General features: G+C 34.2%; 23 protein-coding genes and 4 pseudogenes. 23 read left to right on the top strand and 4 right to left on the bottom strand.

The annotated features are described in order from the left end of the window. Positions 1–193 precede the first annotated feature (193 nt). Complete coding sequence (locus PY770_RS06725) at positions 194–1510, top strand: APC family permease (protein WP_056958158.1); 1317 nt, start codon at positions 194–196, stop codon at positions 1508–1510. A gap of 22 nt (positions 1511–1532) precedes the next feature. Here PY770_RS06725 and PY770_RS06720 read toward each other — a convergent pair whose 3' ends face one another. Continuing rightward, positions 1533–1943, bottom strand: a complete 411-nt coding sequence (locus PY770_RS06720) for a hypothetical protein (RefSeq protein ID WP_103428592.1) — start codon at positions 1941–1943, stop codon at positions 1533–1535. Positions 1944–2137: 194 nt separating this feature from the next. Here PY770_RS06720 and PY770_RS06715 point away from each other — a divergent pair, with 194 nt between their 5' ends. The 7 genes and pseudogenes from PY770_RS06715 to PY770_RS06685 all read left to right on the top strand — a co-directional run bounded on the left by PY770_RS06715 (position 2138) and on the right by PY770_RS06685 (position 8127). Then, positions 2138–3109 carry a GMP reductase gene (locus PY770_RS06715; RefSeq protein ID WP_056958154.1) on the top strand — a complete coding sequence of 324 codons (972 nt, stop codon included), beginning with the start codon at positions 2138–2140 and terminating at the stop codon, positions 3107–3109. Positions 3110–3215: 106 nt separating this feature from the next. Continuing rightward, positions 3216–3556: pseudogene (locus PY770_RS06710) on the top strand (winged helix-turn-helix transcriptional regulator). A 5-nt stretch (positions 3557–3561) separates the two neighbouring features. Then, positions 3562–4332: a zinc-binding dehydrogenase gene (locus PY770_RS06705; RefSeq protein ID WP_163601062.1), complete on the top strand. Its 771-nt coding sequence runs from the start codon at positions 3562–3564 to the stop codon at positions 4330–4332. A 96-nt stretch (positions 4333–4428) separates the two neighbouring features. Further along, the gene (gene xylB, locus PY770_RS06700) at positions 4429–5928 is read left to right on the top strand and encodes a xylulokinase (protein ID WP_163601063.1); all 1500 of its coding nucleotides are present in this window, start codon (positions 4429–4431) and stop codon (positions 5926–5928) included. Positions 5929–6148: 220 nt separating this feature from the next. Then, complete coding sequence (locus PY770_RS06695) at positions 6149–7450, top strand: Y-family DNA polymerase (RefSeq protein ID WP_275046103.1); 1302 nt, start codon at positions 6149–6151, stop codon at positions 7448–7450. Continuing rightward, positions 7443–7763, top strand: a pseudogene (locus tag PY770_RS06690) (acetyl-CoA carboxylase). The gene PY770_RS06695 and the pseudogene PY770_RS06690 overlap by 8 nt, the downstream one beginning before the upstream one ends. After that, on the top strand, positions 7756–8127 hold the full coding sequence (locus PY770_RS06685; RefSeq protein ID WP_163601054.1) for a hypothetical protein: 372 nt from the start codon (positions 7756–7758) through the stop codon (positions 8125–8127). The pseudogene PY770_RS06690 and the gene PY770_RS06685 overlap by 8 nt, the downstream one beginning before the upstream one ends. 46 nt (positions 8128–8173) lie before the next feature. On the opposite strand, the gene PY770_RS06680 is transcribed toward PY770_RS06685, so the two are convergent. Further along, the gene (locus tag PY770_RS06680; protein WP_103428597.1) at positions 8174–8764 is read right to left on the bottom strand and encodes a cadmium resistance transporter; all 591 of its coding nucleotides are present in this window, start codon (positions 8762–8764) and stop codon (positions 8174–8176) included. Between the two features lie 237 nt (positions 8765–9001). Between PY770_RS06680 and PY770_RS06675 the strand changes: the two genes are divergently transcribed. The 15 genes and pseudogenes from PY770_RS06675 (at position 9002) to PY770_RS06605 (ending at position 20741) form a co-directional block, all read left to right on the top strand. Further along, complete coding sequence (locus PY770_RS06675) at positions 9002–9793, top strand: 2-keto-4-pentenoate hydratase (protein WP_156843514.1); 792 nt, start codon at positions 9002–9004, stop codon at positions 9791–9793. Between the two features lie 397 nt (positions 9794–10190). Then, positions 10191–10865 (top strand): aggregation-promoting factor, encoded by a 675-nt coding sequence (gene apf / locus PY770_RS06670; protein WP_139589997.1) that lies wholly within the window; start codon positions 10191–10193, stop codon positions 10863–10865. Positions 10866–11112: 247 nt separating this feature from the next. Then, positions 11113–11511, top strand: a complete 399-nt coding sequence (gene tnpA, locus PY770_RS06665) for an IS200/IS605 family transposase (RefSeq protein ID WP_014081459.1) — start codon at positions 11113–11115, stop codon at positions 11509–11511. Next, positions 11511–12687: pseudogene (locus PY770_RS06660) on the top strand (RNA-guided endonuclease TnpB family protein). Before tnpA ends, PY770_RS06660 begins: the two are co-directional and overlap by 1 nt. Before the next feature lie 180 nt (positions 12688–12867). Then, complete coding sequence (locus PY770_RS06655; RefSeq protein WP_103429007.1) at positions 12868–13299, top strand: hypothetical protein; 432 nt, start codon at positions 12868–12870, stop codon at positions 13297–13299. A 60-nt stretch (positions 13300–13359) separates the two neighbouring features. Beyond that, positions 13360–14292, top strand: coding sequence for an alpha/beta hydrolase (locus tag PY770_RS06650; RefSeq protein ID WP_225362439.1), 933 nt, complete (start codon positions 13360–13362; stop codon positions 14290–14292). 198 nt (positions 14293–14490) lie between these two features. Next, positions 14491–15369 (top strand): UTP--glucose-1-phosphate uridylyltransferase GalU, encoded by an 879-nt coding sequence (gene galU, locus PY770_RS06645; protein WP_103429152.1) that lies wholly within the window; start codon positions 14491–14493, stop codon positions 15367–15369. Positions 15370–15380: 11 nt separating this feature from the next. Beyond that, a complete protein-coding gene (locus PY770_RS06640; RefSeq protein WP_103429006.1) occupies positions 15381–16166 on the top strand; it encodes a DUF4422 domain-containing protein in 786 nt (261 codons plus the stop codon). A gap of 23 nt (positions 16167–16189) precedes the next feature. Further along, a complete protein-coding gene (locus tag PY770_RS06635; RefSeq protein ID WP_103429005.1) occupies positions 16190–16600 on the top strand; it encodes a hypothetical protein in 411 nt (136 codons plus the stop codon). Continuing rightward, entirely contained in the window at positions 16594–16803 is a 210-nt protein-coding gene (locus PY770_RS06630) for a hypothetical protein (protein WP_103429004.1), read from the top strand. The genes PY770_RS06635 and PY770_RS06630 overlap by 7 nt, the downstream gene beginning before the upstream one ends. Before the next feature lie 81 nt (positions 16804–16884). Continuing rightward, positions 16885–17819 (top strand): annotated as a pseudogene (locus PY770_RS06625) (IS3 family transposase). A 41-nt stretch (positions 17820–17860) separates the two neighbouring features. Beyond that, complete coding sequence (locus tag PY770_RS06620; protein WP_103429000.1) at positions 17861–18097, top strand: hypothetical protein; 237 nt, start codon at positions 17861–17863, stop codon at positions 18095–18097. A 384-nt stretch (positions 18098–18481) separates the two neighbouring features. Then, positions 18482–19231, top strand: a complete 750-nt coding sequence (locus PY770_RS06615; RefSeq protein WP_168848150.1) for a YveK family protein — start codon at positions 18482–18484, stop codon at positions 19229–19231. Between the two features lie 8 nt (positions 19232–19239). Further along, positions 19240–19974 (top strand): CpsD/CapB family tyrosine-protein kinase, encoded by a 735-nt coding sequence (locus tag PY770_RS06610; protein WP_275045898.1) that lies wholly within the window; start codon positions 19240–19242, stop codon positions 19972–19974. Next, positions 19971–20741 (top strand): tyrosine-protein phosphatase, encoded by a 771-nt coding sequence (locus PY770_RS06605; RefSeq protein ID WP_014082489.1) that lies wholly within the window; start codon positions 19971–19973, stop codon positions 20739–20741. Before PY770_RS06610 ends, PY770_RS06605 begins: the two co-directional genes overlap by 4 nt. Before the next feature lie 42 nt (positions 20742–20783). Here the strand turns inward: PY770_RS06605 and PY770_RS06600 are convergent, their stop codons facing one another. Beyond that, a complete protein-coding gene (locus tag PY770_RS06600; protein WP_103428998.1) occupies positions 20784–20966 on the bottom strand; it encodes a hypothetical protein in 183 nt (60 codons plus the stop codon). An 84-nt stretch (positions 20967–21050) separates the two neighbouring features. Next, on the bottom strand, positions 21051–23192 hold the full coding sequence (locus PY770_RS06595) for an ATP-dependent Clp protease ATP-binding subunit (protein WP_139562445.1): 2142 nt from the start codon (positions 23190–23192) through the stop codon (positions 21051–21053). Between the last annotated feature and the right edge of the window lie 192 nt (positions 23193–23384).

The raw sequence follows: 23384 nt of genomic DNA, 5'->3' as shown, positions 1-23384 counted from the left end.
CTCTAGCTTTGCTTTGCAAGTCGTATCTAAGCAAGGTTAGTTTGAGTTGCCTGGTTAGATACACGAGTTTCTAACTAGGTCATCATTAATATTCTCGGATGTTGCTACGAATATCTAAATGAATCTTAAGCCTAGTTAGTTCACTCTAACTAGGTTTTTTTATTACTTATTTGTTAAAAAGGAGCGTTTTAAAATGACAGAACAAAAATTGAAACGAAGTGTAGGACCGTTTACCGCCTTAGCGATGGTAATGGGAACGGTAATTGGTGGCGGAGTATTCTTTAAAACGGCTAGTGTCGTGGGTGCCACCCACTCAGTTAGTTTGACTTTATTGGCTTGGATTGTTGCTGGAATTTTAACCATCTGTGGTGGTTTAACTGTTGCTGAACTAGGGGCAGCGATTCCAGAAACTGGCGGAAGTGTTCAATACATGCGCCATACTTATGGACCATTGAGTGGTTTTCTGCTTGGTTGGGCAGAAATGTTAATTTACGTTCCAGCTAATATGGCTGCCTTAGCAATTATTTTTGCTACCCAAGTGATTGTTTTACTTCATCTCAGCATGGGACTTGCAATTCCGATTGCGATTGCCGTGGTTGGAATTATTACTCTTTTGAATACGTTTGGGTCAAAAGTGGGAGGAACGGTGCAATCAATAACTCTAATTTTTAAATTAATACCCATTTTCTTAATCGTAGTGGTTGGTTTATGCATGCCAGGGCATGTTGATGTAACATTTATCCCAGTCGCTCCCAGTAATCATGCTAATCTTTTAACGGCCTTTTCAGGTGGGTTGCTTGCCACAATGTTTGCTTATGAAGGTTGGATTAACATTGGTGATATTGCTGGTGAAATGAAGAGTCCTAAAAAGGATATCCCTAAAGCAGTAGTAGTTGGTTTAACTTTTATTATGATTATTTATGTATTGGTCAACTGGATCTTTTTGAAAAATATGCCAATTGATGCAATTGCGGGTAATACCAATACTGCCTCACAAGTGGCTGGAAAGTTGTTTGGTGAGTTTGGTGGGAAATTAGTTACGATTGGAATTTTGGTCTCAGTTTTTGGAACCATTAATGGCTACACCATGACAGGAGCTCGAATTCCATATGCCTTAGCGAAAGATGATTTGTTACTGTTCAGTAAGCAATTTAAGCAATTAAATCAAGCAGCAGCACCATATGTAGCGAGTCTATTTATTTTAGTAATCGCCATTATTATGATTATTCTCGGAAGTTTTGACATTCTAACTGATATGTTAGTTTTCGTAATGTGGATTTTTAATTGTCTCCTATTCTTATCATTGTTTATTTTGAGAAAACGCGAACCAGACTTAGAACGTCCTTACAAAGTATTGTGGTATCCTGTAGTGCCAATTGTTGCGATTATCGGGGGGTTATTCATTGTTGTAACAACCTTGATTAATCAAACTGGTTTAGCAATTGTAGGATTAGCCATTACGTTGTTAGGAATTCCGGTTTATTATTTACACAAAAAATTTAAGATATAAAAAAATGTTCCCTAGAAATTAATTAGGGAGCATTTTTTACCTTTTGTTTATTTTTTACATTAATTGTAATGGGATGTGAATTAGTTAGTTCCTTACCTGACGAATAAATGGTGACATCTGTGTTTTGCTGTTTGGGTAAAACAACGGTCGTTTTGTAATCACTTCTTGATTTAGCTACCTTGAGTTGAGCTTCAGGATTGGTTGCTTGGAAATGAATTTGATTGCCAATTACCAATGAAGTATGGATGACAAACTTTCCGTGTTTATTAGTTTTGTAATGATGTTGATTTTGCACGTCAATCGTCATTTGAGAGCGTTCATTCATACTAGCGCTGACTTTTTGATGATGTTTTGGTTTGAAAATTCCAGTTAGTAAAACTAGATTAAAAATAATCACTAGGTAAAGCATTATCGTAGTAAATTTTGGCTTCATGGTTGAACTCCTAGTACTCTGTTTGTTTGAATTTTAACATATTGAGTAATTGATGCAAATTCACCCTTTAATATTTACGAACTATATTGTAACATTCTTGATTTGTTGCCATTTTTCGGATAACATAATAAAAGTAATGCGAATAATATTAATAATTAAAACTGAAAAAGTTCGTTATGACTGGAGAATAAAGCATGAAAGTTTTTGATTACGAAGATATCCAATTAATTCCTAACAAATGTGTGGTTAACTCGCGTAGTGAATGTAACACAGAAATGAAATTTGGCGACCGGACTTTTAAATTACCAGTGGTCCCAGCTAATATGCAAACCGTAATTAATGAAGAATTAGCCCTTTCATTGGCAAAGAACGGCTACTTCTACGTTATGCACCGTTTCCAACCAGAAAAGCGGCATGATTTCATTCGTTCTATGCATGATCATGGTCAATTTGCTTCCATTAGTATTGGGGTAAAACCTGGCGAATACGACTTCATTGATGAATTAGTCGAATCAGGTGATTTTCCTGAATACGTAACGATTGATATTGCTCATGGTTACTCAGATTCAGTGATTAAAATGATTAAGTACATTAAAGAAAAAGCTCCTTCAATCTTCTTGATTGCGGGAAATGTTGGAACTCCTGAAGCTGTTCGTGCCTTAGAAGATGCTGGTGCCGATGCCACTAAAGTTGGAATTGGACCCGGGAAAGCATGTATCACTAAAATCAAAACTGGTTTTGGAACTGGTGGTTGGCAATTAGCAGCCATCAACGCTTGTTCAAAAGGTGCACGGAAACCAATTATTGCTGATGGTGGAGTTAGAACTGACGGTGATATTGCAAAATCAATTCGTTTCGGTGCTTCAATGGTTATGATTGGCTCAATGTTTGCCGGACACCTTGAATCACCTGGTAAAAAAGTTGAGAAAGACGGAAAAGTGTTCAAAGAATACTTTGGTTCTGCTTCAGAATACCAAAAAGGTGCTTACCACAATGTGGAAGGTAAAAAGTTGCTCGTAACTTCTAAAGGAAGTATTTACGATACTCTTCAAGAAATGAAAGAAGACCTTCAATCATCAGTTTCTTATGCTGGTGGGCGTGATCTTTCTGCTTTGAAGACCGTTGATTATGTAATTGTCAAAAACTCCATTTATAATGGTGATTAAATAAAATAATTTAAGGATTTACTCTGATGTTGAGTCAGGGTAGGTCCTTTTTCTATACGAACAAAAGTATAGTAGAATTGAAGATAAAACAAACGAAGGTGTTTAAATGAATAATAGACATTTATATAATTGCGAAGCTGGTTGTCCCGTTGAAAGTACGTTTCAAATAATTTCAGGAAAGTGGAAAAGTGTTATCTTATATCATTTATTTAAAAATAAAGTTCTAAGATACAATGATTTATTGAAAAAGGTGAGTAATTGTTAAAACAGAATGCTTTCCTTGCAGTTGAAGGAATTGGAAAATGATGGGATTATAACTAAAAAAAATATCCAGTTGTTCCTCCAAAAACCGAGTATCAAGTAAGCGAGTTGGGTAAATCATTGGAACCTGTAATAAATGAGATGGAAAAATGGGGTATTTCATATAATGAAAGAAATGCCAAGTGAACTTGATGTTTCTTAGTAACAAAAATTACCGTATTGTAAAAGTTGAAGCTGTTTCAGTTAATCCCGTGGATGTTTTTACCAGACGTGGACAAAAAAAGCAGTTAACAGAACCTAAAGTAATTGGCTATGATGCTTATGGAAATGTCGTAGAAACGGGTAGCAAAACTAGCTTGTTTAAGCAGGGCGACAAAGTATTTTATGCTGGAGCATATGACAGACCAGGCAGTGACAGTGAATATCAAGCCGTTGATGAGAGAATTGTCGGGCACGCTCCTAAACAACTTTCAATTGCAGAAAGTGCAGCCATGCCACTAACTAGTTTGACCGCTTGGGAATCATTATTTGAACAAATGAACATCAATATTAATGATGTGGACAATAATCGGAAACAATCAATTTTGATTATTAATGGTTCAGGTGGAGTCGGATCGATTGCCACACAATTAGCTCACTTAGCTGGCTTAAAGGTGATTGCAACTGCTGGAAAAGCAGAAGCCAAGGCATGGGAACTCAGCCATTGGGTTGATTACGTAGTTGATTATCATGAAGACTTAGTTAAACAAGTTAATGATTTAGGCTTTAAAAAGGTTAACTATATTTTAGAACCAAGTAACTTGAATTTTTATTGGCCGGTGATTACTAAATTGATTGCACCTTTTGGTAAGATTGTTTCTACGACTGGTTCTGGCAGAAACTTGGATTTCAGTTCCTTAAAATCAAGAATGGTGAGCTTTGGTTGGGAATGGTTGAAAGTAAACACATGCTTGGAAAAGTAGTAGTTAAAAATAATTAAGTCTTAAGCAAACTTTCAGAATCTTCTTCAACTATAATATAGATGAATAAATGTTGATGTTTTGAGAGGGGAAAGCAACATGGCAGAATGTGTATTAGGAGTCGATTTAGGTACGAGTGCCGTTAAGGTTTCGGCAGTTGATCGAGAAGGTAACGTAATTGCACAAGAATCATTTGATTATCCACTTAGCCACCCAAAATCTGGTTATAGTGAACAAAATCCCAATGACTGGGTAATGTCAACGACGGTTGCAATTGTCCGTTTGATTTTAGATGACAAAGTTTCAACTAGTGACATCAAGGGAATTAGTTATTCTGGTCAAATGCACGGATTAGTTTTGTTAGACAAAGAACATGACGTAATTCGTCCGGCCATTTTGTGGAACGATACGCGGACCACTAAGCAACGTCATGAAATTGATGACCAAATGGGCGATGATTTCGTTAAAATTACTGGTAATCGTCCTTTGGAAGGCTTTACTTTGCCTAAAATTTTGTGGGTTAAAGAAAATGAACCAGAAAACTGGAAGAAAACAGCTGTAATTTTGACGCCGAAAGACTATGTCCGTTATCGGATGACTGGTAAATTAGGCATTGATTACTCAGACGCTACTGGTACCACGTTACTAGATATTCACACTAACGAGTGGAGTAAACAAATTTGCGAAAAATTTGGAATTTCGATGAGTGTTTTGCCACCATTGATTAAGTCAACAACTGATGTTGGGACAATTACTAAGGAATATGCTGAATTTTCTGGTTTAAAAACCACTACTCAAGTCTTTGGTGGTGGAGCTGATAACGCCTGTGGTGCCTTAGGAGCTGGAATCTTATCGCCTAAAGTAGTGCTTTCAAGTATCGGAACTTCTGGAGTAATTTTAAAATACGAAGATCGACCCGTTGATGCTTATCATGGTCGCGTACAAATGGAAGACCATGTCGTTCCTGGCGCTTATTATTCAATGGGAGTAACTTTAGCAGCCGGTTATTCACTTAGTTGGTTCAAAGACACATTCTGTCAGGACATTCCCTTTACAAAAGTGATTAGTGGAGCCGCTAGTTCTACAGTTGGTGCAAATGGATTGCTATTTTCACCTTACATTGTTGGGGAACGAGCTCCGTATGCGGATGCTGATATTCGTGGAAGTTTCTTAGGAATTGATGCTACGCAAGACCGCAATGATTTTGCTCGAGCTGTCATTGAAGGAGTGACCTTCAGTTTTCGCGACATTTTAAACATTTATCGGGAACAAAATGCTGATATTGATGAAATTGTTTCGATTGGCGGAGGTTCGAAGAGTGATTTGTGGCTTCAAATTCAAGCCGATATTTTCAACACACCCGTTAAAAAATTGGCTAATGAACAAGGTCCAGGCATGGGAGCTGCCATGATTGCAGCCGTTGGTTTAGGTTGGTATCCAGACTTTAAGGCCTGTGCAGAAAAATTCGTGCACATCGCTGAAGTGCATAATCCAATTTCAGCAAACGTGGCAAAATACGATCAACTATATGAGATTTATCAACAAGTTTATCTTCAAACTGCTGAAATTAGTCATGAATTACAAAAATTTAAAAAATAAAAATTATTAATAAATCAAAAGAGCACTCAGGGGGTTAATCTGAGTGCTCTTTTTATATGAGTAGTAATATGTCTTCTTTTGATTACTGAAATTATATCACACAATTATAATCCTAAAATTAGTTAATCGTCATTCTTTATGTATTTTAATCTTTTAAATAAACTAGAACATATGTTCGTATCTATGATATAATTACTTTGTAATTAAAGGAGATGCGATGATGTTTTTTGATAAAGAGCCCAAAGGAGTATATTTCTTAATCGATAACAAGTCTTTCTATGCCAGCTGTGAAGCAATTCAGCGAGGATTCAATCCTTTAAAAGTTCCATTAGTAGTGATGAGCGAAGCAGAAAATACTAATGGGGGACTGATTTTAGCAACATTACCTGAAGCCAAAAAGTTATATAATTTAAAGGCCAATGTTTCGCGGCAAAGAGATTTACCCACTGATCCTAGATTACTAGTGGTACCTCCACGGATGAATTTATACATAAAAAAGAACCTTGAAATTAACCAATTATTTAGTAAATTCACTCCAGAAGAAATGATTTGGCCTTATTCAATTGATGAAAGTATCCTTGATATGACGAAATCTTGGCATTTGTTTGGTAACTCGGTTAGATCTGTGGCGAGATTAATCCAAAAGACAGTTAGACAAGAATTGGGACTATATACGACGGTTGGAATTGGCGATAACCCAGTACAAGCGAAGCTAGCTCTGGATATTTATGTCAAACATAATCATGATTTAATTGGTGAAATTCATTACCAAAATGTTCCGACTAAAATTTGGTCAATTCAAGATTTAACTCAAGTTTGGGGAATTGGGAAACGAACCGCTAAACATTTAAATCGTCTAGAAATTTATACTATGAATGATTTAGCACATGCGAATCCTTACCTTTTGAAACAAGAAATGGGTATTATTGTAACGCAAATCTTTGCTACCGCTCGGGGCGTTGATCGTTCGAAACTTACCGAAAAACCAGTGGTTAAATCTAAAAGTTTAGGTAATTTCCAGGCTTTACCGCGTGATTATCAAAGCCAAGCTGAGATTGAAAATGTGATTAAAGAAATTGGTGAGCAAGTCGCATCTCGAGTACGAAGTCATCATAAATTAACTAGTCGGATCTCCTTAGGAATTGGCTTTTCCTTTCATGATAGTGAGATCTATGGAAAATCGGGATTTCATCAAATGCTTTCGATCGATGAAACTGATGATAATCAAGCAATTGTTATACAACTCTTATACTTATTTAGAAATAATTGGGAAGGTCAATCAATTAGAAACGTAGCAGTTTACTGTAGTAAGTTAACCAATAACACTGGTAGGTCGTTAGATTTATTTGCGAAAGTTGATACCCAAATTAAGACGTCTAAGCTAAATCAAATTATTGATGAAATTCATCATAAATATGGTTTTTCTAAATTAGTTTTTGCCAATAGCCTAGATAAAGGCGGAACAGCACTTGAAAGAGCTAAATTAGTGGGTGGACATAACGGAGGAAAAAGTTATGAATAGCAATCTAAAAATTATTCTGGAACGAATTGATGGTTTGTTTAAAAGGATTTCTCGAACTCACTATTGGATTGAGATTGCTAATGATCCTTATGATAAAACTTACAACTTTTTCTTTAATAGCCAACGGCGCGGCCAGCGGTTAAAATTAATACCTTTACACTCAGTTAATACCTACCATTTAGAATACTTGGAAGCATTAATTGCTGATTTTAAATTAGAGCACTAACTAACCATTAAATTTGTCGGATTTTGTGGACTTAAATGGCCAAGCTCACAAAGATTAATTCAAAGAAAGCGTGATGTACTTGAATAAATATCATTTTAGCCAAAAAGTAGTTGATCAGTTTTTTGAACATGATTACCAAGACCGTGGTATGACCAAGTGGCAAGGTTTTTATCTATCTGATCATACAGTGGCAATAAAAAAACAAAGATATAAAAATAAACACGTTGCCAAAATAAAGAACCCTCAGACCATCGCCCTAATTAAACAAAGATTATATTATGCAATGAAGAATAATTATGAAGTTACGATTCAGTTGAATGAATTAGATTCAGAGTTAAAGCCAATTGAGGTTAGCGGACAAATCGAATTTTTAAATGATGATGAATTTCGGTTAGCCCAAAAGAATGAAATGTTATTAGAAAACATTCGAAACGTTACTTTGGGAAATTAAAAAAGAAACCTGCTACCAAGGCAGGTTTCTTTTAGAATAGAATGAGTTATTTAAGAAAATGAGAAATAGTTCCACATTGAATTAGGACTGAAATTCCTAGATACATGTAAATGGTACCCGTTAGATACTTGCTATACCGATTTAAGAATTGTTCAAGTCGTTTATCTTTGCTAATTACTACAGCTAAGCCAAAGAAAATTACAGCCATCGTTAACATGACACAAAAGGCAACAACTAATTCAAAAGTTGATTTGCGAATAAAAATAGGAATATAGACTGCGATGTTATCAGCTCCACAGGCTGCTACAGTAATGATTACGGTATGTAGAATTAATTTAAACCGTGATTTATTATCTGCTTCTTCCAGAGAATTGTTGTTACTTTTACCAAAGAAACTGGTTAAGGAAAAGTAAATCGGAAATAATCCTAAGAAACCAAGCATCCAAGTTTCTGGAACGGCTCGAAGTAAAATAGCAATTGTCATTGGTGTAACAGTAAGAATGGTTGTTCCAATCATATCCCCAATTAAAATGGGACTTTTGAAATGATGCGCATGGATTAGTAATACTAGCACTAGAATATAATCTGTGTTAGTTGAGATATAAGACACGATTGAATTTAAAATAATTTCTAACATATTAATCCTTAAATGAAAAGTTTACTTCTTATTATATTATACGAATTTTTAATCCTTATAATAAAAACAATGAATTTGTTTAAAATTAACTGTTTTTATTATAAAAACGAACAATAAAGCAAAAGTCATGTAATCATACGTCAAAAAAACTAATTGACAAAGCAAAAAGTTGTGTTATATTAATATAAATCGAACGTTAGACTTTGACTAAAATTTGACGTAAAGGATGTGTTTATGATGACTGAGAAAAAATTAACTCGTGATGAAGTAGATAAACTGGCCAAAACTTTATATAAGGCCTATGCAAAGCAAAAGCCATTAGATATGCATGAATTTCCAGAATTTGATGATGATTCTGCATATGCAATTCAGCGAGAGATAACTGATTTAAAAGCGAAAAAATTAGGTGGTTATAAGATTAGTCTTACAAGTGAAGAGACGCAGAAAATGTTTGCTGCTACGGAACCACTATATGGTGCTCAACTGGATGAACGATTCTTTAAATCAGGCGTTAAGCTAAAACAATCGATGTTTATGGAACCGTTAGTTGAAGTTGAATTAGTTTTCACTGCTAAAAAGGAATTAGCTGCTACAGATTCTTTAGAAGAGTTGATGGTAAAAACGACCGTTGCACCAGCCGTCGAGTTGCCAGATTGTCGTTTTAAAGACTGGTTCCCTGCATTACCAAAGCATTTAGTGATGGCGGATGCAGCAGTTGGTGGAGCAGTTGTTTATGGTGATGAAGTTCCAGCCGAAGATTTCACTTTAAGCGAGTTAACTAAAATACATACAGAATTGTTCCGTGATCGAACCAAGGTTGCAGAAGGAAAATCTAGTGAGGTCTTAGGCAATCCCATTAAAGCATTGAAATGGTTAACCGAAAAGTTAGCCGAAACTAATCAAGTCGTTCATGCCGGTGAACATGTCTCAACTGGTACTTTCTTGTTACCAGTTCCATTAACACCAGGAAATTGGGAAGCTGAATTTGACTATTGTTTAAGTGATGTCAAATTTGAAGTAGAAAAATAGAAGATAACTATAGGATAGATTATAAGTATCGCAAAAGCCACAGCTAATGATAATAGTTGTGGCTTTTTTGTGTTTCAGGTAATTTTTTACTATTTCTAAGCATCATATCAGACTTTTTACGAATCTAATAGGTAGAAGGGAGCATTTGAAACTTGATTTTTTTCATTAATCTACCATATAAAGAACAAATCCCAAACAGAAATTAAATTACAGAATGTGATAGTAAGATTACAGCATTACAAACGACTTCCTTTTCTTAACCCCACTGTAATGCGAGTGTAATAAATACACTTTATCATGGGTACTGTTGATTAGTTGATGTCACTTATTCATTAACTGAACAACATTCTTAAAACAGAAAACTAGAAACAGTTAATCAAAAAGGAGATTTTATTTTATGAAGTTTAAAGGTTTAAAGACAATTGCAGCCGTAACTGCTGTATCTGCTGGGGTTTTATTTGCCGGTGCAAACAGTGCTAACGCCTCAACTCGCGTAACAGTTAAATCAGGTGACACTATCTCAGAACTTGCTAAAACTTACAACATTTCAATGCAAAGTATCAAGGATGCAAACAACATCCAAGATATTAACAAAATTTATGTTGGTGAAGTTTTTGATATCGATAACGGTGATGTTCAAGTTGTTGCACCAGCTACTACTGATACACCAGCAGCCGCAACTCCTTCTGTAACAGCACCAGTTCAACAAGCTACTGCACCAGCAGCCCAAGCGCCTGCACAACCTGCAGCACCAGTTCAACAAGCTACTGCACCAGCAGCCCAAGCGCCTGCACAACCTGCAGCACCAGTTCAACAAGCTGCTGCTCCAGCTACTAGTTCAGTAAGTGGTAGCGATGCTGCTGCTAAAGACTGGATTGCCGGTCGTGAATCTGGTGGTAACTACGGTGCCCAAAACGGTCAATTTGTTGGTAAATACCAATTATCAGCATCATACCTAAATGGTGATTACTCTGCTGCTAACCAAGAAAGAGTTGCTGATAACTATGTAACTTCACGTTATGGTTCATGGTCAGGTGCTCAATCATTCTGGCAATCACATGGTTGGTACTAAAATTAATTAAAACTAGCTTTAAAGGATCATTCCAACTGGAATGATCTTTTTATTTTTGCTAATCTAATTAGACAGTTAATTTAATTTTTATGCTACAATTAATAGCATCATTTAAGTTTATCCATAATTGGCGAGATTACCCCCACTTCGACAAGTGGGGGATGAATCGCCTCCTTAAAGCACGATAGTACTTTTTCTTTTGCGCTATGGTATATTTAGTATATGTTAAAGGATCGTGGTGATAACAATAGAATTAGATAGAAATCAGCACTCAGTATATCTACTCAATTATCATTTAGTAATGGTTGTTAAATATCGGCGTAAAGTCATTAACGATGAAATATCTGAGTATCTGAAACATCGTTTTGTAGTAGTTGGTCAGTCTTATGGTATTAATCTTCAAGAGTGGAACCATGATATTGACCATGTTCATGTCTTGTTCCGCGCAACACCGCATACGGAGATGGCTAAGTTCCTGAACGCTTATAAATCATCAAGTTCTCGAATGGTTAAGAAACTATTTCCAGAAATTAAGCGTCAGTTGTGGAAATCCGCTTTTTGGACCCAAAGCTATTGTTTAATTAGTACTGGTGGTGCACCGTTAGAAGTAGTAAAAAAGTACATTGAAAGTCAAGGGAGAAAGTAATGGTTCTTAAAGCCGTGAAAATGCGTATATATCCTAATTCCGAGCAACGTGACCGTTTAATGCAAACCTTCGGTTGCGCTCGTTTTGTGTGGAATCAGATGCTTAATATGCAAATTGAGCGGCAAAAGAACAATCCAGAAGCCAAGTTTGTCAATGCCTTTGGCATGAACAATCTTCTAAAACGATTAAAAGAAGAATATCCCTGGTTGAAGCAAGCAGAATCAACATCCTTGCAAAGCGCTAATCGCAATCTAGCCGATGCCTTTCAGCGTTTTTTTAAAGGGCAAAATAAGTTTCCACACTTTAAGTCACGAAAGTATGCACAGAGCTATAACTCGAAATTGTGTTAACCACAACATTAAAGTGATTGACAATCACCATATTAAGTTGCCTAAATTAGGGGTAGTTTACTTTCAATCAGGACGTTTGCCACAAGGCAAAATCAAGAACGTTACTGTTCGCCTAACTGTTGCTAATCAATACTACATTACCGTTTTAACTGAATGCGAAAACCAAACATTAGCTAAGACTGGTAAGCGCGTTGGTGGTGATTTAGGATTAAAATCATTACTTAATCTATCCGACGGTTACAAAGAGCCAATTCACCATTTTGAAGATAAGTATCGTAAGAAGCTACACCATTGGGAAAAGTTGCGCAGTCGACGCTACCTATTAGCTAAACAAGCCATTGCTTGGGATTATCACAATAAGGTCTTAGCTCCACGGCAATTAGACGACTTCAAAAACTACCAAAAAGCTCGTGTCATGGTTGCTAAATATCGTCAAAAAATCGCCAACCAACGGTTGGATCAGTTACAAAATTTCACAACCAAGTTAGTTAAACAATATGACATCATTGTGCTAGAAAAACTTAACATTAAGGGCATGTTGAAAAATCATAAACTAGCTCGAGCGATTACCAACGCTAGTTGGTCTAAGCTAGTTAGTATCTTGCAGTATAAATGTGATTGGTACGGTAAAAAACTCATTCAGGTTAATCCAGCATATACTAGTCAAATCTGTATTAACTGTGGGAAAAGCAACCATCGGTTAGGTTTAGATAAATCGGAATGGCTAGATGTTCGTGAATGGGATTGTCCCAACTGCGGGACCCACCTAGATCGCGATATCAATGCAGCTCAAGTAATTCTGAAAAAGGGGTTAGCTACCCAATAATTAAGCTATTTAGGCCTGGGACGGGCCTTGGTCAATAGTCGTAACCTCTGCTCGAAAGTTCACTTAGAACCGGTAGAGTAAGTATGCGATGTTCCCAGAATCTCCCACTTCAAGCGTCAAGCCGTAGGCTTAGCTAAGTGGGAGTAGTTCAAGTCAGTAGATTAAATCAAGGAGTAGATTATGGAAAATACTTTATATTCTAAAATCAACATTATGTATTACTTAACTTTAGTAGCAGCAATTATCGAAACAATTGGAGCAATTCCAATTGTTGGTGGGTCAATTATTATCTTAAGTTTCGAATCACCACTAGTTGCATTAATCGGTTTGTATGTAGCTGGATTAATTTTTACGATTCAAGCACAAAATACGCCAGGTGCTAATCGTTATAACATTGAATTATCAAGTGTAAAAGTTAAGTTCATAACTGGAATTGTATGTGCTGTAATTGCCTTTATCCCCTTTGTTGGCTGGATTTTACACATCGTAATGGCAATTATCATGTGGTTGCAATATACTAGTCTAATGAGCATTAAAAATAAAGTTGCTAAAGATGACGTAATTGAAGATGTTAAAGCTGAAGACGTCAAAACCGATAACAACGATAAATAATCCATAAAAAATACCTATATTAAATAGGCATTTTTTATTTTAAGGAAAGTTGTGATTAATATGGAAGAAAAAGTTCAAAAAATGAAGCACAAACACGTGTGGGTTCGAGTGGTACTAAGCTTGTTAGTCATTTTAATTATCATCGGTGGAATCGCAATGTATTATTTGTTTAATTTTGCTTTTGCAAGAGGCGGATTCAGTGATCAAATTAGAAGTAAAGCTAACACAGAGTGGTATGACAGTCATCCTTCACAAACGTGGACACAAAAAACGAAAGATGGGCAAACCTTAAAAGCTCATTATTTTGCAGCAGATCAACCAACTAACAAAACAGTGGTAGTAGTTCACGGTTATGGTAGTTCAGCACGAAGAATGAGTACGTATATTCGGATGTTTCATAATGATGGTTATAATGTATTAGCTCCTGATAACCGTGGATTTGGAGATAGTACTGGGAAATATATTGGTTACGGATGGCTTGATCGTGTTGATGTGGCTAACTGGATGAAACAAGTTAATCAGTATGATCCACACGGTGAATTAGGAATATTTGGAATTAGCATGGGGGCCTCAACGGTTATGTACACGCTACCACTAGTTCCTTCTAATACAAAATTTGCGATTGCTGATTGTGGGTACTCAAGCATTAATGCTGAATTGAGTCATGAATTACATGATGTATTCCATTTACCAGCTTTTCCAATTTTACCAATTGCCAACTGGTATTCTAGATTTTTAGCAGGCTATAAATTTACTGATGGAAATACTACAGATACTTTGAAACATAATCAAATTCCTTTATTTATCATTCATGGTAGTGACGATAAGTTCGTACCAACCAAATTTGCTTATCAAAATTATAAAAATGATAAAGGTAAAGACAAAGAGATTTGGATTGTTCGTGGTGCAGAACATGCTCAGTCTAAACAAATTCAGCCAGCTGAATACCAACAAAAAATGGCTGATTTTGCAAGTAAATGGTTTAACAATTAGATTATAATCAGATTAAATGATAAAATTATTAATGAGTGCTTTAATGATAAGCTTGATTAATTGTGATGACATTCATAATCAATCATATTTTTGATATAACTAATTGATAATTTTTAAATAAATGAAAAATAAAAAAATAAAATCAAGAATTGAAAGATTCTAAAATTAAAAATTTCAAGTGTTTGAAGGAGTTTATTTATGAAAAAAGTTACAAAGGCTATTATTCCTGCTGCTGGTTTAGGAACTCGTTTCTTACCAGAAACTAAGGCAGTTCCCAAAGAAATGTTACCAATTGTTGATACACCAACAATTCAATACATTGTTGAAGAAGCTAAGGCTTCTGGTATTACAGATTTGGCCATTGTGACTGGTTCAGGAAAAGGCTCAATTGAAGATCACTTTTCATCTAATTATTTGTTAGAACAAAACCTTGAAAGAAAAGGTAAAGATGAAATATTGAAAGCTGTTCAAAAAACGAATGATATGAACATTTACTTTATTCGTCAAGCATATCCTAAAGGTTTGGGAGATGCAGTGTTGACTGCTAAAACATTTGTTGGGAACGATCCTTTCGTTGTCATGCTTGGTGATGATTTGATGACTGATAAAGTTCCTTTAACTAAACAATTGATTGATAGTTACGAAAAATCAGGTGCTTCAACGCTTGCTGTAATGCGAGTTCCACACGAAGAAACCGTTAAATATGGTGTGATCGATCCCATTGAAGAAGTTAGCGACGGTATGTACGACGTTAAACAATTCGTGGAAAAGCCAGCTCCAGAAGATGCACCAAGTGATTTAGCTATCATTGGTCGTTACTTGTTTACTCCAGAAATTATGGATGTTTTGGAAACTACGAAACCTGGTAAAGGTAACGAAGTTCAATTAACTGATGCCATTGATACTTTGAACAAAACCCAAAAAGTTTATGCTCATGAATTCAAAGGCGATCGTTTCGACACTGGTAACAAACTTAGTTGGTTAGAAACTAACATTGAGTTTGCACTACGTCGTCAAGATTTAAGTGATGATTTGAAGGCTTATATCATTGATTTAGCTAACAAATTAGAAAAATAGTGGTGATATAAATGAATATTAAGATTCTTGTTGCATCCCACAAAGATGCTTCCATGCCAAAAGATAAAAATTTATATATGCCTGTATTAGTAGGTGCTGACAAAAATTTTAATGGTCAAAAAGGATTTCAACTTGATAACGAAGGAATTAACATCTCAAGTAAAAACCCTAATTATAATGAATTGACCGCTATTTACTGGGCTTGGAAAAATTTAAAGAATACTGACGCAATTGGGTTAGTGCATTATCGAAGATTGTTCAGTAAAAGCCACCAAAGATTACTAGACAATGTTTTGACTTTAGGTCAAGTTGAAGAGTTGTTAAACAAAGCACCAGTTATTTTACCTAGAAAAAGAAATTATTGCATAGAAACAATCAAATCCCATTATTTACACTCCCACTATCAAGAACCATTGGATGTAACACGAGAAGTAATTAGTGAGAAATTTTCTAATTATGTACAGGCCTTTGACGAGGTAATGGATAGTAAATCAGCTCATATGTTTAACATGTTTATTATGAAAACTGATTACTTTGACAAATATTGTGAATGGCTTTTTGCAATTTTGTTTGAAGTTGAAAAAAGAGTGGATATTTCTAGTTATTCTGTTCAAGAAGCTAGAGTATTCGGTTACTTATCTGAATTATTAATGGATGTCTGGATTAAAACCAATCACGTTGATTACGTTGAATGTAATTGGATTCAGATTGGTGATCGACAACTAGTTAAGAAGGCAATTGGGTTTATTAAAAGAAAATTAGTTAGTAATGTTGGAAAAGATGTAACTCACTATTAATAATAGTTTTATAGGAGGCTTTTTTGGATAAAAAAGTATTATTAGTTACACCATTTATGACTGGTTTTGGCGGAACAGAGACGGTTATATCTAATTTATTTAAAAGATATAATGAGGATAGTTATCAAAAAGTTAAATTGGAATATATTAATATAGGTGGATTTACGGATGAAGATTGGCAAGAAAATATAAAAAATAATAAGGTAATTAAACTTTCTGACAATAAATATGTTAGAAAATTGCAATATTTAGCATTTTTACCATTTATAATGTTCTTTATTTTAAAAAAATATAAACCTGATTTAGTTATCTCTAAAAATCCGATTATTTGGTCAATTGCATATATGTTAAAACCATTTTTTAAAAATAAGTATTCTGTTGTTTCGTGGTATCATTATTCACTTACTGCGAAACCTGTAAAAAAACTATGTTAAATAAAGCTGATTATTATTTACCTATTAGTTCAGGAATAACCAAAGAATTAGAAAAAAATGGAATTAAAAAAAGCAGTATAAGTACTGTTTATAATCCTGTTTTAACAAGCGAAAACAATATAAGTAAATCTAATGATGGAATAAGTAGATTCGTTTATGTTGGTCGGGTAATGTTAAATGGACAAAAAATATTAAAGAAATGATATGTGCTTCTATACTGATAATTGGCACACAAATACTTAGACAATTTGTGTAAAATTATAATCAGATAGGAGTTTTTTTATATGAAAAATCGTTCAAAAAGATATTCACTAGAATTTAAACAAAGCCTTGTGGCTTTGTTTAATGATGAAAAAAGATCAATGTCTTCAATTTCTAAAGAGTATGGGGTAACTGTCTCATCTATTTCCAAATGGATAAATGATGAAAAATTAGTCTCTGTAGATGATGGAAAACCAATCACAAGAAAAGACTTTTTAAAACTAAAGAAAGAGTATGAGGATTTAAAGGAAGAAAATGAAATTTTAAAAGCAGCGGCGATAATCTTAGGGGAAAAGTAAAACCATTCCTAAAGGAAGCATGGTCTAAAAACTACAAAGCATACGGAGCCCCAAGACTTAAAGTAGCTCTCCAAAGAGAGCTAGGGATTAACTTTAGTATTAGAAGAATTACACGTTTGATGAAGGAGCTTGGAATTAGATCACTTATGTATAGACGATTTAAAAAGCCAGGAACTCATGTTGATTATGATCAAAGACCAAATCTAATTAAAAATCTTAGTGGAAAGTCTATTTGGCGTGCTGATATTACCTATCTACAATTAGAAAATGGTGTCTGGGTTTACTTAAGTACCGTCTTTGATGACCAGACCTATAAAATTTTATCTCAAAAGGTTTCAAAACATATGACTAGTAAATTAGTAAGCCATACTTTAATTGAAGCATTAAAGAAAAATAAAAAACCAGAATATTTACATTCAGATATGGGAAGCCAATATGCTAGTTCAATATTTGAGCATGTCCTTGAGGGACATGAAATTAGGCACTCTTACTCACAAAAAGGACATCCATATGACAATGGTCCAATTGAAGCATTTCATTCAATCTTAAAACGTGAGTTTGCTTTTCAAACTAGATTTACAAGTTTTGAAGATGTGGTATTAAAAACAGAAAATTATATTCACTGGTGCAACACGGAAAGAATTAGAATAGCTGTCTAACTAAATTTGTGCCATTTATTGACATAGGAGCATTAGAGTGTATGTTTTTTGTTGTGATTATTTCTTTTTTAATTTTAATTTTAAAAATTTTATATCGCCGAAATCAATTGGTATTTGAATTATTTACAGTTATAATACCTATTTCATTTTTAATGAGTTTAAATAAAATTTTAGAAGTTTTTGTTTCAGGTAATAGATCTGATAGTTATTTTGCAAGACAAGGAGAAATTTCGTTTTATCTTAATGAGGTTTCAGAAAAATGGTATAATGGGAATTGAATTTCCCAATACACTTTGAAATCAGTGGATGTTACATGGTAATACCTATTTGTTAACAAATTATGGATACCAATACTATTTAGATGATGTTGGTTTTATTGGGTTTTATACAATTTTTGGATTTTTTGGTATAATTATATATATTTCTTTATTTTTAAAAACAATTATTATTTTCTTTAAATCAAATGCAAAATTTCAAATTGCTTTAATTATTTTATACTTAATAATTACATCGATTTCTTTATCACTATTCAATATACAACGTATTTTGTATTTACCATTACTTTTATTTTATAATTTTTAATACATATATTTAATTTGTACTCATATATCTATCTAAAATAATTAATATCAATTGTTAGCTATCTTAAAGGAGAATCAATTATGGATAATGAAGTTTCAAGCTCTAATTATTTGAGTTTTAGTTTTTTAGGTTTAATTATAAAAAGACATTTAAAGTTAATCTTATCATCAATTGTCTTTTTTGTAGCAATTTCATCATTTATTACATATGGTGTAATGAGACCTAAATATACATCAACAACTGATTTACTTGTAAATCAAAAACTAAGTAAAAGTCAAGCTGCAACTCAACCACAACAATTACAAGCAGATGTTCAGAGAATTTATACCTATAAAGATATTATTACAAGTCCTGCTATTCAAAATACTGTTAAAAAAGATTTAGCAGGTGAGCCAGGTATGACTAAAAAACCTAATATTAGTGTTCAAAGTCAAGAGAACTCTCAAGTTTTTTCAGTTTCTGCTACTGCTAATAATCCTTATACAGCTTCTGACGTTGCCAATGAAACTGCAAAAGTATTTCAGAATAAAATCAAAAAAATGATGGATATTAATAGTGTTACAATTGTTTCAAAAGCAACTCCCGTATTAAAACCAACTTCTCCTCATTACATGTTAAATATTTTAGCTGGACTATTAATTGGTTTATTGATTGGGTTAGGTGCTTCATTATTGTCAGAATTTAATGATAAATCAGTTACAAATGTAGATTATCTAGAAGGTTTGGGCTTAAATAATCTCGGTTTAATTTATGAAATTGATAAAAGTGATATGAAAATAGCTACTAACAAACATGGTAGGCGAATTGATAACCATGAAAGAAGGGTTTAGGTATTATTATGAGTTTATTTAGAAAAAATAAAAAATTAGACGATAACACAATGAAAAACGGTGCCCCCTTGATTGTAGAATACAAACCTACTTCTCCAATTGCTGAACAATTTCGTACTGTTAGAACTAATATCAAATTTTCTATTGTTGCAAACCAAAATAAAGTGGTTTCGATTACATCAGCTAATTCTTCAGAAGGAAAAAGTGTATTTAGCTCTAATTTAGCTTGTACTTTTGCTGAACAAGGTGAAAAAACAATTTTGATTGATGCTGATATGCGTCGTCCGACTGTATATAAGACTTTTATGGTATCTAATCAAAATGGTTTATCAACGTATCTATCTGGAAATTCAAATCTAGATGAATCAATACTTAAAACTGATGTAGATAATTTAGATGTGATGGTAAGCGGGCCTGTTCCCCCTAATCCAGCAGAATTAATTGGTAGCGATAGATTTAAGAATTTATTAAATACATTGTCAAAATATTATGAATGGGTACTGATTGATACACCTCCTGTTAATACAGCAACAGATGCTTCTTTGATTGCTGCCGCTTCTAATGGAACCATTATCGTAGTTCCTCAAGGAATTGCCGATAAAAGTTCAGTAAAAGGTGCTATTGAACAACTTAAAAAAGTTAATGCAAAGATTCTTGGGTCTGTTATGAACCGTGTAAATGCCAAAAAAACTGCTGGTTATGGTGGATATTATGGTGGATATTATGGAGTTGATGACAAATGATAGATATTCACTGTCATATTTTGCCCGGTGTTGATGATGGTTCGCCAGATATGGAAACATCTTTGAAATTAGCTGAAGTAGCAGAAAAAGAAGGGATTACTGCAGCTTTATTGACTCCTCATCATATGGACGGAGAATATGTCAACCATAAGAATGATGTAGAAAAAGAGGTAGCTGAGTTCCAAAAACAAATTAATGATCATGGGATTAATTTCAAAGTCTTTCCTGGGCAAGAAGTTCATATTACTGGAGAATTACTTTATGAAATTGATGACGGAGATATATTATTTGCTGATCCTTATAATCGTTATCTTATGTTAGAGTTACCTCATACCGGTGTTCCTGAATACACAGAAAATATGTTATTTGAATTAATTGCTCGTGGGATTACACCAGTTATCGTACATCCTGAAAGAAATTATGGATTTCAAGATGACCATGATTTGTTGTATTCTTTTGTTGAACAAGGAGCTGCAACACAATTAACTGCAAGTAGTTATTTAGGAGTATTTGGAAAAGAAGTAGAAAAATTTACTGAAGAAATTATTAAAGCCAATTTAGGAACTACTTTTGCTTCAGATGCACATAATTTTAAAGGTAGACGTTACAGAATGGGCGATGCTTACAATAAATTAAAAAAACAGTTTGGCATTAAAATGGTGGCTCGTTATGAATACAATGCAAAAGCTATTTTAAATGGTGACGATATCGAGCAAGGTACAATTATGCCTATTAAGAAAAAAAAGAAATTTTTAGGTTTGTTTTAATTAACATTAAAATAATATTTAGTATGTATTTTTTTGATGATTTTATCTAATATAACTAAGGATAGGTAGTACGACATCAATTAAACCGTGATCTCTAATTTGTGCAACAGCTAAGCTCCGTTCTTTTGGGTTAAACAACATTTCAATTTGTGGTTGATAATCTTTAAATAGCAAGCTTATAACAAGTGCAACAATTTTAAAAACTTTTAACTTATTAATTTTCATACATAATTCCTTATCGTTTTTAAAATAAGTATATAACAAAAAAGACATAACCAAAATGGTTATGTCTTTTAAGCTAGCAGCTAATTATTTACTTGCTTTTTCGTTAGCTTCAATTTTAATTGTGTCATTGTTGTGATCAAGAACAGCTTTAATATTCTTAATTTCTTGGTGATCCAAGTAGAACATAGCAATCTTATCACGTAATTGTTGTTCAATTACACGACGGAGTGGACGAGCACCCATTGCTTCATCGTAACCTTGTTCCATCAACCAGTTTTTAACTTCATCGCTGATTTCAAGTTTCATGTCTTTTCTTGCTAAGGTGTCGTTCAAGTTATCAATCATAAGATCAACAATCTTGCTTAAGTCTTCCTTAGTTAAGTGACTGAATTCAACAATAGCGTTGAAACGGTTTAAGAATTCTGGTCTGAAGTATGGAGCTAAACGATCCATAATCTTCATATCTTCTTTTTGGTTCTTAGTGATTGCATCACTACTGAATCCGGCATTTGAAGTTGCAATGATAACTGTGTTCTTAAAGTTAACCACGTTACCTTGACCATCAGTTAAACGACCGTCATCCATTACTTGAAGTAATAGGGTAATAACTTGTGGGTTAGCTTTTTCAATTTCATCAAGTAAGACGATTGAGTAAGGATTTCTTCTTACACGTTCAGTAAGGGTATTACCGTTATCGTTGTAACCAACGTAACCAGCAGTAGCACCAATCATCTTTGAGACAGCAGTTTCATCTTGGTATTCTGACATATCAAGACGGATAATTGAATCTTCATCGTTAAACATGTCTTTTGCTAATTGTTTAACTAATTCAGTTTTACCAACACCAGTAGGTCCAACGAATAAGAATGAACCGATTGGCCGGTTACCGTCATCAAAACCAGCACGGTTACGACGAATGGCATCAACTACAGCGTCAACAGCTTCATCTTGACCGATGATGTGTGATTTCAAACGACTGTCCATACTCTTCAAACGTTCCATATCGTCAGTACTCATTTGTGATACTGGAATTCCAGTTAAACGTTCTACTGAATCTGCAATATCAGAAGGTTTAGCAACTGGTGTTTCAGTGTCATCAGTTTCACTCTTAAGTTTCTTTTCGATTTCAGCAATCTTAGCTTTATCTTTAGCAGCTTCTTCGAATTTTTCAGCTTTAGCGTGTGCAGCTTTTTGGTCTTTAGCAGCTTTAAGTTCTTTTTCAAGACTAACCTTGTCAGTAACAGGGTTCTTAGCAGCTAAATGAGCAGCCGTCATATCGATAAGATCAATTGCTTTATCAGGTAATGATCTTTGAGGAATGTATTGTTCTGAGTATTCAATTGCAGCTTTCAAAACATCATCTGGTAATTTAACTTGATGATGATCTTCGTATGATTTACGAATTCCTTTTAAGATTTCAAAAGTAGTGTCTTTGCTAGGAGCGTTAACTACAACATCATTGAAACGACGTGCTAAAGCAGCATCTTTCATAATTGTGTTACGGTATTCGTCTTGAGTAGTAGCACCAATTACAGATATTTCACCACGTGAAAGAGCTGGCTTCAAGATATCTGATAAACCTTTACCACCAGTTTCGTCACCTGAAGCACCTGCTCCAACGATTTGGTGAATTTCATCAAAGAATAAGATAACGTTCTTACGTTCTTTAACTTCTTTAACTAATTTTTGGATGTTTTCTTCGTAAGCACCACGGTATTGAGTACCGGCTTCTAATGAAGAAAGATCGATTGAAATAACTTGTTTGTCTTTAATTGTTGCAGGAACATCTCCCTTAACAATTTTTTGAGCTAAACCTTCAACGATAGCAGTTTTACCAACACCGGCATCACCAACTAAGATTGGGTTATTTTTAATTCGACGACTTAAAATTTCAGCCGTTTCTTGAATTTCTTTATCACGACCAATAACTGGATCAAGAAAACCTTGTTTAGCTTCATCAGTTAAGTTACGGCCAATTTTATCAAGGTAACTTTCTGCCTTTTGTTGTTGTTTTGCTTGAGTAGGGGTAGCACCGTTATGACTACCAATTTGACCAGGAATTTGACCTGTTCTACGCATTTCTGCGACTTGTTCAGGAGTTAGTACGTGTCCATTAACAGAGTAACGAGCATTTGCGTCATTTCCCATGTTGTTAAATAAACTATTGAAAATGTCATCCATTCCGCTTCCGCCAAATGGGTCGTTTCCAAAACCGTTGTTTGCCATTGTATAATCCTTCTTCCAAGTTATATTAGGGCACCTATAATTAGCACCCTGATTAGATAAAGTTGTTTTCAACTTCGTACTTATATTATAAAACGGCTGAGTAATGAAGGTTAGTTATTTGCTCAATTTTAGTCAAAAATGGTCAAAAATTAAGATTTAATTAATCAGATCTAAATTTAATTTAAAAGCGAT

Origin of the sequence: Fructilactobacillus sanfranciscensis (genome assembly GCF_029023685.1) — a bacterium.
GTDB lineage: Bacteria > Bacillota > Bacilli > Lactobacillales > Lactobacillaceae > Fructilactobacillus > Fructilactobacillus sanfranciscensis.
This window is presented reverse-complemented; position numbering and strand designations above follow the sequence as displayed.

Excerpts from the sequence above, each read along its gene's own strand:
- PY770_RS06725 (WP_056958158.1), top strand. The coding sequence starts at position 194 with ATGACAGAACAAAAATTGAAACGAAGTGTAGGACCGTTTACCGCCTTA.
- PY770_RS06620 (WP_103429000.1), top strand. The coding sequence starts at position 17,861 with ATGTTTTTTGTTGTGATTATTTCTTTTTTAATTTTAATTTTAAAAATT.
- PY770_RS06610 (WP_275045898.1), top strand. The coding sequence starts at position 19,240 with ATGAGTTTATTTAGAAAAAATAAAAAATTAGACGATAACACAATGAAA.
- PY770_RS06605 (WP_014082489.1), top strand. The coding sequence starts at position 19,971 with ATGATAGATATTCACTGTCATATTTTGCCCGGTGTTGATGATGGTTCG.
- PY770_RS06595 (WP_139562445.1), bottom strand. The coding sequence starts at position 23,192 with ATGGCAAACAACGGTTTTGGAAACGACCCATTTGGCGGAAGCGGAATG.
- PY770_RS06715 (WP_056958154.1), top strand. The coding sequence starts at position 2,138 with ATGAAAGTTTTTGATTACGAAGATATCCAATTAATTCCTAACAAATGT.
- PY770_RS06600 (WP_103428998.1), bottom strand. The coding sequence starts at position 20,966 with ATGAAAATTAATAAGTTAAAAGTTTTTAAAATTGTTGCACTTGTTATA.
- PY770_RS06630 (WP_103429004.1), top strand. The coding sequence starts at position 16,594 with ATGTTAAATAAAGCTGATTATTATTTACCTATTAGTTCAGGAATAACC.
- PY770_RS06680 (WP_103428597.1), bottom strand. The coding sequence starts at position 8,764 with ATGTTAGAAATTATTTTAAATTCAATCGTGTCTTATATCTCAACTAAC.
- PY770_RS06720 (WP_103428592.1), bottom strand. The coding sequence starts at position 1,943 with ATGAAGCCAAAATTTACTACGATAATGCTTTACCTAGTGATTATTTTT.
- galU (WP_103429152.1), top strand. The coding sequence starts at position 14,491 with ATGAAAAAAGTTACAAAGGCTATTATTCCTGCTGCTGGTTTAGGAACT.
- PY770_RS06655 (WP_103429007.1), top strand. The coding sequence starts at position 12,868 with ATGGAAAATACTTTATATTCTAAAATCAACATTATGTATTACTTAACT.
- xylB (WP_163601063.1), top strand. The coding sequence starts at position 4,429 with ATGGCAGAATGTGTATTAGGAGTCGATTTAGGTACGAGTGCCGTTAAG.
- PY770_RS06650 (WP_225362439.1), top strand. The coding sequence starts at position 13,360 with ATGGAAGAAAAAGTTCAAAAAATGAAGCACAAACACGTGTGGGTTCGA.
- PY770_RS06640 (WP_103429006.1), top strand. The coding sequence starts at position 15,381 with ATGAATATTAAGATTCTTGTTGCATCCCACAAAGATGCTTCCATGCCA.
- PY770_RS06705 (WP_163601062.1), top strand. The coding sequence starts at position 3,562 with ATGTTTCTTAGTAACAAAAATTACCGTATTGTAAAAGTTGAAGCTGTT.
- PY770_RS06675 (WP_156843514.1), top strand. The coding sequence starts at position 9,002 with ATGACTGAGAAAAAATTAACTCGTGATGAAGTAGATAAACTGGCCAAA.
- apf (WP_139589997.1), top strand. The coding sequence starts at position 10,191 with ATGAAGTTTAAAGGTTTAAAGACAATTGCAGCCGTAACTGCTGTATCT.
- PY770_RS06615 (WP_168848150.1), top strand. The coding sequence starts at position 18,482 with ATGGATAATGAAGTTTCAAGCTCTAATTATTTGAGTTTTAGTTTTTTA.
- PY770_RS06695 (WP_275046103.1), top strand. The coding sequence starts at position 6,149 with ATGTTTTTTGATAAAGAGCCCAAAGGAGTATATTTCTTAATCGATAAC.